Origin of the sequence: Psychromonas hadalis ATCC BAA-638 (assembly GCF_000420245.1) — a bacterium.
Taxonomy (GTDB): Bacteria; Pseudomonadota; Gammaproteobacteria; order Enterobacterales; family Psychromonadaceae; genus Psychromonas; species Psychromonas hadalis.
Genome location: NZ_ATUO01000026.1, coordinates 23,616 through 30,528, shown reverse-complemented (window position 1 = coordinate 30,528; position 6,913 = coordinate 23,616). Strand labels below are relative to the sequence as shown.

Genomic DNA, 6,913 nt, shown 5'->3' with positions numbered 1-6,913 from the left:
TTAAACAGTTGAGATTTATCGCTAAACAATTGAAGAAACCGCGAAGCTAAAACTCCGGCTCTTGCACACAAGTATAAAAGGCAAATAGGATGTGTTACTTCAGTTGCGCCTTAGTAACTAAGCAGGACTAAAGTCTTACGTCCAAGTGCTACTTTAAAAACTTGTGTACATGAGTCAGTGCATCAGCAACGCCTTAAGAATCGTTACACAATAACTTGCGCTAAATTGTTTTCAAAAAGCCTGAAATGACGGGTTATTTTGAAAACAAAAGCGCAAGTAATTTTGAAGCCGATCCTTCGTTAAAGGCAGGACTAAAAAAGGGTTCGTAACGTTTACCCGCTCATAAGACTGAACTGACCGTCCAAGCGCTAAAGCCTACCATGACGCTATTTTTTATAAGGCTCTGCGAGTAGTTTGTAATCTCTAACACTCACTTTAGTGGGGCCGTAACTACGGTTAGAGCGGAATTTGTCTTTGCCAATGTTGATGAACACATCGTTAAACATCTCTTTTTGAGTAACTACTTTTGCATGTTCAAAGTAACTTTGTAGATCGCCTTTGTTATCATCAAGGTCGGTTTTTAGTTCGGTGATATGTTTTTTTACCTCTTCTTTAGTGAGCATTAAACGTGCATCTAAACTCTGTTTTTTCTCGGAATTAGGCAGAATATCGATTTTACGTTGTGCGTCGATGAGATTCTGTAACTTATTTTGCTCGCTTTGAATGGTATGGTTGATCTGTTTCTTACTTTTCATCAATTGTGGATAGTCACCGACCAAATCAATCTGGGTTTTGGAACCCGCATTTGCGCCTATAGAGACAGCATTTACTCCCCCTTTTGTGCTGAGTGAACCACCCAGAATGGTGCCTTTCATACCGGCTTCATCCATGACGTTGATATCACCTTGACAGTTGACTTTACAATGTAAAAGTTGTCTTTTAATGGTGACTTCTGTTCCTGCTTCTATTTTTGAATATTGGCTAAAGCTAGCGCTAACACTGCCTTTGCTGTTTATCTCACAAGAATAATGGTCACTGTCTTCCTCCACTTTATGGCCGATAATACCTTTGCCCACAATCAGGTCTCCTCCACATTCGAGATGAGCCGATTCTACAAATCCTGAGATGGTGATATCACCTGTGGCTTTGACATTCATACCATCACAGACATCGCCCTCAATAATGATACTGCCCTCATATTCAACATGGCCGTAACCCACATCAACATTATTGATGAGTAAAACATCATCAACCTTCATGCCATTGTTAAGCACTTTAGGAATGCCTGCGAGAGTGGAAATAAGTAGATTTTCATCTTGCTCAGAAATTTTGGTGTTTTCTCCTACTTCAAAACTAAAATCTTTGCCTGAAGTATGTGCAATAATGTCACCTGTTACCGTGATGCCATCTGTGCCTTCTGTGTAGGGGATTTTTTGCATCAGTTTAGCGTTTGGTTTAACAGTGATAAGTTGCCCAAGATTACGCATATCAACACTGCCATCTTCATTTTTCTTTGGTTTTAAAAGACGCTCTTTGGGGGTTTTGACAAGGCGTTTAAAGGTGGCATCTGTGCCATGTGTCGGTTGTGTGCCTTTGGCGATGGTGGCTTGAAAGCTACTCCCCGGTTTGGCATTTTTAGATTTATCGATTAATAATAACAGTGTCTTTTCAATCACCCCCTGTTTTATATCTAACGCATCCATTTCAGATTTAAGTTGCTCAAGGGTGATTGGTAAACCGCCGTAAGCACTGGTTACAACCGCTTTTGCAACCATTAACAGTGGATCAAAGTTGATGACTAACTGCGCATGTAAGCGGTCTGCAATGGCAACAGACTCGAGCTCGCTACCACGCTCTTTTTCAGTTTCTAAACGGGTAAAACTTTGCACCGCTTCATTGACGCCTTCAAGGTTTAATTTGAGATTTGTATGATCAGATTTTTGGAAAAGGCGGGTTAAACTTTTTACGCACACTTCATCTTGCACTGGGGTTATCAACAGCAGTAACTGTTTTTTATCGGCCGATAAGCGTAATAAATTTGGGGTGAGGGCTTGCTTCATTTTCATACAGATCTACTTTAAGATAGTCATCATCTTTAAATAGTAGCTAGAAAAGCGTTTCTTTGCAGGTTAAAAGGTCGGTTATTAACCTGCTTGTTGTAATTTTGCTACGAACTGCACGAAAGCATTGAACAACCGACTTTATCTCGCGCCCAATCAGGACGTTTTTGGGCATAAACACTCAGTTCGGGTTGTTCATCATAGGGTTTTGTAAAGAGTGTTTTTAGCTTTTCTATTTCGCTATAGTCTCCTTGCTCAGCGCGCTCTATCGCTTGCTGTGCTAAATAATTACGCAGTACATATTTTGGGTTCACTTGGTTCATGCTTTTTTGGCGCTCAACGGCACTTAAACCATCAAAGCTAAGGCGTGCTTGGTAGCGTTGTAACCAATCTGTAAGGCTTTGTTGATAGCGCGTTGTTAATTGCTCTTTTTGGTAATAACAGCTATTAAAATGGTTAAGTGCATCACTGTCTTTTTGGTAGGTTGCAAGCAAACGATAAAAAAGGGTCATATCGGTTTCAACCTCTGCAAGTAACGTCTCTAATGTTTGGAAAATATGCACATCGCTTATCCCTTGGTACTCTTTAAAACCCAGTTTACTGGCCATCATCTGTTGCCATTTTTTATCATAATGGATGGCATAATCACTCATGGTAGCTTGCAGGGGCTCAACTTCATTGATTAAGGGAAATATCGCATTGGCAAGTTGAAATAGGTTCCATTGGCTGACTTGAAATTGTGCGCCAAAACGATAACGTTTTTGGCCTTCGTCTGTGGTATTGGGTGTCCAGCCGAGATCAAAGTCATCAATCCAACCATAAGGGCCATAATCGATGGTCTCGCCAATCAGTGACATATTATCGGTGTTCATGACACCATGGACAAAACCAACACGCATCCAGTGCACAATCATCGTAGAGGTGTTGTCACAAACGGCGCGGAACCAGTTCAAGTAAGTCTCTACCGTAAAATTTTTATTTTTGGGTTTTAAGTGTGGATAATCATTATTGATGCTGAACTCAACCAACTGTTTTACTAATTTTTCATCACCTCGTGAGGCGGGTAACTGAATTGATCCGAAGCGTAAAAAAGAGGGAGACACACGACAAACGATGGCGCAAGGTTCAAGCTGTGCATTGCCATCATACATTTTGTCACGTATTACCTGATCGCCAGTTAAACACAAACTCAGTGCGCGTGTAGTTGGAATACCTAAATTAAACATCGCTTCAGAACAGAGATATTCACGGATAGAGGAGCGTAATACTGCAAGGCCATCCGCTCTGCGTGAGTAGGGGGTTTTACCTGCGCCTTTGAGTTGCAGTGTTTGGTAACCTAATTGTGCTGTGTTTATCTCTGCAAGGTTAATGGCGCGCCCATCGCCAAGTTGCCCTGCCCATTGCCCAAATTGATGTCCGCCATAACAGAGTGCATAGGGTTTCATACCATCAAGTAGCGCATTACCTGTCATTAAGTTAGTAAACTGCTCTGAGGCACTCTCTGCTGCTGAAAAACCTAAGGTATCGGCCAGTGTTTGATTGAGATTTATCAAACTAGGCTGTGATGTAGATGTTGGGCTAACCCATGAAAAAACGGCATTTTCAACAGAACGACATACATTGTCTGTTTCACTATCTGCGGGCAATTGTGAGATTAAGCGGTTGCTAAATTCAAGGTGGCTAAATGACATGAGAATACCTGAGAAAATTGAAGTAGTTTACTGTTTTACTCAGGTATTAGCTAGTTGTACATGGTTAGATAAATGTCCATGTAAGCAGGTTTTTAAGCTAAAAAATAATCAACGACAAAAGCACGAGGAGTAAGTAAGTTCAAAAAATAATTAATACAAAGGTACGAGGCGTTAAGGAAGTTCAAAAAAATTAACCACGAAGGCACGAAAAATAGGAAGTTATAAAGATTAAACTTAATTTCTTCTTCGTGATCTCTGTGTCGCGTAGCGACTTCGTGGTTATGTTATGCCGTATTTTGAGCTGTTATTTTTCTGCCGCAATCACTGAAATTTCAACCAGTAGTGCTTCACGTGCCATGCTTGCTTCAACACAGGCGCGTGCAGGTGCGAAACCCTCTGGCACCCATGCATCCCATACTGCATTCATGGCACTGAAATGCTGACTCATACATTTAACATAGATAGTTGCAGAAAGTACCGATTCACGTGAGCTACCCGCTTCAATCAACAGTTCATCTACTTTATCAAGCATCGTTTGTGTTTGCTCAGTGATATCTTTTGTTGCGTCGCTGCAGACTTGTCCGCACAGATAAATAGTACCGTTGTGTTTGACGATGCGACTCATGCGCGCTTTGCTTTGTAAACGTTGGATCATGTTGATTCCTAGGTAGAAAAGTGGGTAAGATACCCAATTTGAATTGAACAGATAATAATGAAAATATTACAAACGATCAATCATTATCCTACTCAGATAAAAGAGCAGGTTAAGAAATTAATTGAGACTGAAAAGTTAACCGCGTATTTACTCAATCGTTACCCCGCACGGCACGATATTATCAGTGAAAAAGCACTTTATGATTATGTTCAAAATTATAAAAAACGCTATATAAAACAATCTTCTGTGATCAGTAAAGTGAATTATGATGCAAAGTTGCAGCTGGTTAAACATGCATTAGGGACACACAGCTATGTGTCTCGCGTACAAGGCAATAAGCTTAAAGCGAAGCAGGAAATCCGCATTGCAACATTGTTTAAGAAAGCCCCTCTGCCGATGTTAGACATGATTGTGGTGCATGAGCTTGCGCATTTGAAGGAAAAAGATCATAACAAAGCATTCTATAAATTGTGCTGTTACATGTTGCCGGATTATCACCAGTTAGAGTTAGATACACGTCTATTTTTAATTAACAATGAATTAAATGGAAACCTCTATGAATAAGAAAAAGAATAAAAAAACAGTTTCATTGGTGCTGGGTAGTGGTGGTGCGCGAGGGCTTGCACACATTGGTATTATTAAGTGGATGGTGGAAAATGGTTATCAAATAAAGTCTATATCAGGATGCTCTATTGGTGCGCTGATTGGCGGTGTTTATGCGGCGGGTAAGTTAGCAGAATTTGAAAGTTGGATCTGTGAAATTGATAAGTTTGAGATATTTTCACTGCTTGATTTAGCATGGAAAACGAATGGTTTAGTGCAGGGAGATAAAATAATTAATACCTTGGTCACTTTATTGGGTGATCAATTGATTGAAGATCTTCCCCTGAACTATACCGCGGTGGCCGCCGATATTGAAAATGAAAAAGAGGTTTGGATAAACAGTGGCTCACTGTTTGATGCTATTCGCGCCTCTATTTCGTTACCACTGTTTTTTACGCCTGTACATCGTAATGGTGTGTTGCTCATTGATGGGGGTGTTTTAAATCCCGTACCGATAGCGCCTACTTTTAGTGATGATACTGATCTGACCATTGCAGTGAATTTAGGTGGCGCACTGATAAAGCATAAACCGCTAATTATTAAGACAAAAAACACCAGTAACAACCATGGTATCCAGCATAAAATAAAAAACTTTATCAGTAACTTAAGCAGTGAAGATAAAGTGCGTACTAGCCAAGATTGGGGAGCTTACGATATTGCTAACCAAGCTTTTGATGCGATGCAAAGTACCATCGCGCGGCAGAAACTCGCCGCTTACCCTGCTGATGTGGTCATTGAAATTGCACGTAATGCTTGTGGTACGTTGGAATTTGATCGTGCAACTGAGATGATTCAATTAGGCTATAATAGTGCACAAAAACAGATCACTATTTTTACAGATTGAGCGAACACTTTAGCCGTCTCATACCTTGCTCAATATTAATCAGGGCAGAATAGCCGAGGTCATTTTTAGCTGCACTAATATTAAAATAATGACTGGTAGAGAGCTGTTTGGCAACAAAACGGGTCATGATCGGTTCATCCTGTTTGCGCAGTGCTAAATAGATCCACTCAAGCAGTGTGCCAACGGCATAAGCGAGGGGAGCGGGTACGCGTTTTGTAACAGCTGGTAGGTTTTGACAAGCAAGAATTTTATTAAGCATCTCAGCCATTAGAATGGGCTCATCATTACTGAGGAAATAGGCTTTTCCTGCACACTTGGGCTTATCTTGAGTTAACTCAACAGCCGCCAGTAAGTGTGCGTAAACGGCGTTATCAATATAGATAGTATCCACCAATTTATCGGTTTTACCGACTAATTTTAGTCTGCCTACTTTCGCGCGTTCCAGCACACGTGGTACGAGATGGCGATCACCCGGCCCCCAAATAAGGTGCGGACGCAGAGCAACGGTTTTTAACGATTCACTGTTACTGTTTAATATATTTTGCTCTGCAAGCGCTTTTGATAAACCATAAAAATTTAAAAAAGTCTGTGCATAGGGGCTTGATTCATCAATGCCATTTTCATCACAGCCCGCAAAGGTAACACTGGGTGTGCTGGTATAGATTAAACGGGGAATATTGTGTGCTTTACAGGCATTGATGATATTTTCTGTACCCTCGACATTAGGTTTGAAATAACTCTGTTTATTCCCCCAAATACCTGCTTTTGAGGCGACATGGAAAACCATATCACAACCCTTCATCGCGTTAAAAAGAGATTGTTTATCACTGATATCTCCCTTTATCATGGTGACACCCATTGCGGTTAAATCTGGATAATCACCACGTGCGAATCCAACCACATTAATATTGGCACTGCGTAAAAACTGGCATAGTGCTTTGCCCAAGAACCCGCCTGCGCCAGTGACAAAAACCTGTTTTACAGTGGTTTTTAGTTTACTTAAAACCGCTTGTTGTTGTGGCGCTAATGCAGTGAAAACAGGTATTTGATGGTCGGTCAT

At 40.8% G+C, this 6,913-nt stretch carries 6 protein-coding genes; 2 read left to right on the top strand and 4 right to left on the bottom strand.

Annotated elements, in window-relative coordinates:
- Window positions 1-386: 386 nt before the first annotated feature.
- From G322_RS0105260 to G322_RS0105245, 3 genes are all read right to left on the bottom strand, one after another.
- The gene (locus G322_RS0105260) at window positions 387-2,066 is read right to left on the bottom strand and encodes a flagellar assembly protein A (RefSeq protein WP_022940762.1); all 1,680 of its coding nucleotides are present in this window, start codon (window positions 2,064-2,066) and stop codon (window positions 387-389) included.
- Window positions 2,067-2,167: 101 nt separating this feature from the next.
- Entirely contained in the window at window positions 2,168-3,751 is a 1,584-nt protein-coding gene (locus G322_RS0105255) for a protein adenylyltransferase SelO (RefSeq protein WP_022940761.1), read from the bottom strand.
- 304 nt (window positions 3,752-4,055) lie between these two features.
- Window positions 4,056-4,406 (bottom strand): RidA family protein, encoded by a 351-nt coding sequence (locus G322_RS0105245; RefSeq protein ID WP_022940759.1) that lies wholly within the window; start codon window positions 4,404-4,406, stop codon window positions 4,056-4,058.
- Between the two features lie 57 nt (window positions 4,407-4,463).
- Here G322_RS0105245 and G322_RS0105240 point away from each other — a divergent pair, with 57 nt between their 5' ends.
- Window positions 4,464-4,970: a M48 metallopeptidase family protein gene (locus tag G322_RS0105240; protein WP_022940758.1), complete on the top strand. Its 507-nt coding sequence runs from the start codon at window positions 4,464-4,466 to the stop codon at window positions 4,968-4,970.
- Window positions 4,963-5,853 carry a patatin-like phospholipase family protein gene (locus G322_RS0105235; protein WP_022940757.1) on the top strand — a complete coding sequence of 297 codons (891 nt, stop codon included), beginning with the start codon at window positions 4,963-4,965 and terminating at the stop codon, window positions 5,851-5,853. Before G322_RS0105240 ends, G322_RS0105235 begins: the two co-directional genes overlap by 8 nt.
- Here G322_RS0105235 and oleD read toward each other — a convergent pair.
- Window positions 5,843-6,913, bottom strand: coding sequence for a 2-alkyl-3-oxoalkanoate reductase (gene oleD, locus G322_RS0105230; protein WP_022940756.1), 1,071 nt, complete (start codon window positions 6,911-6,913; stop codon window positions 5,843-5,845). The two genes, G322_RS0105235 and oleD, sit on opposite strands and share 11 nt — an antisense overlap.

Bases quoted from the DNA above. Each gene is read 5' to 3' on its own strand.
- oleD (WP_022940756.1), bottom strand. From the start codon at position 6,913: ATGACCGACCATCAAATACCTGTTTTCACTGCATTAGCGCCACAACAA.
- G322_RS0105245 (WP_022940759.1), bottom strand. From the start codon at position 4,406: ATGATCCAACGTTTACAAAGCAAAGCGCGCATGAGTCGCATCGTCAAA.
- G322_RS0105255 (WP_022940761.1), bottom strand. From the start codon at position 3,751: ATGTCATTTAGCCACCTTGAATTTAGCAACCGCTTAATCTCACAATTG.
- G322_RS0105260 (WP_022940762.1), bottom strand. From the start codon at position 2,066: ATGAAAATGAAGCAAGCCCTCACCCCAAATTTATTACGCTTATCGGCC.
- G322_RS0105235 (WP_022940757.1), top strand. From the start codon at position 4,963: ATGAATAAGAAAAAGAATAAAAAAACAGTTTCATTGGTGCTGGGTAGT.
- G322_RS0105240 (WP_022940758.1), top strand. From the start codon at position 4,464: ATGAAAATATTACAAACGATCAATCATTATCCTACTCAGATAAAAGAG.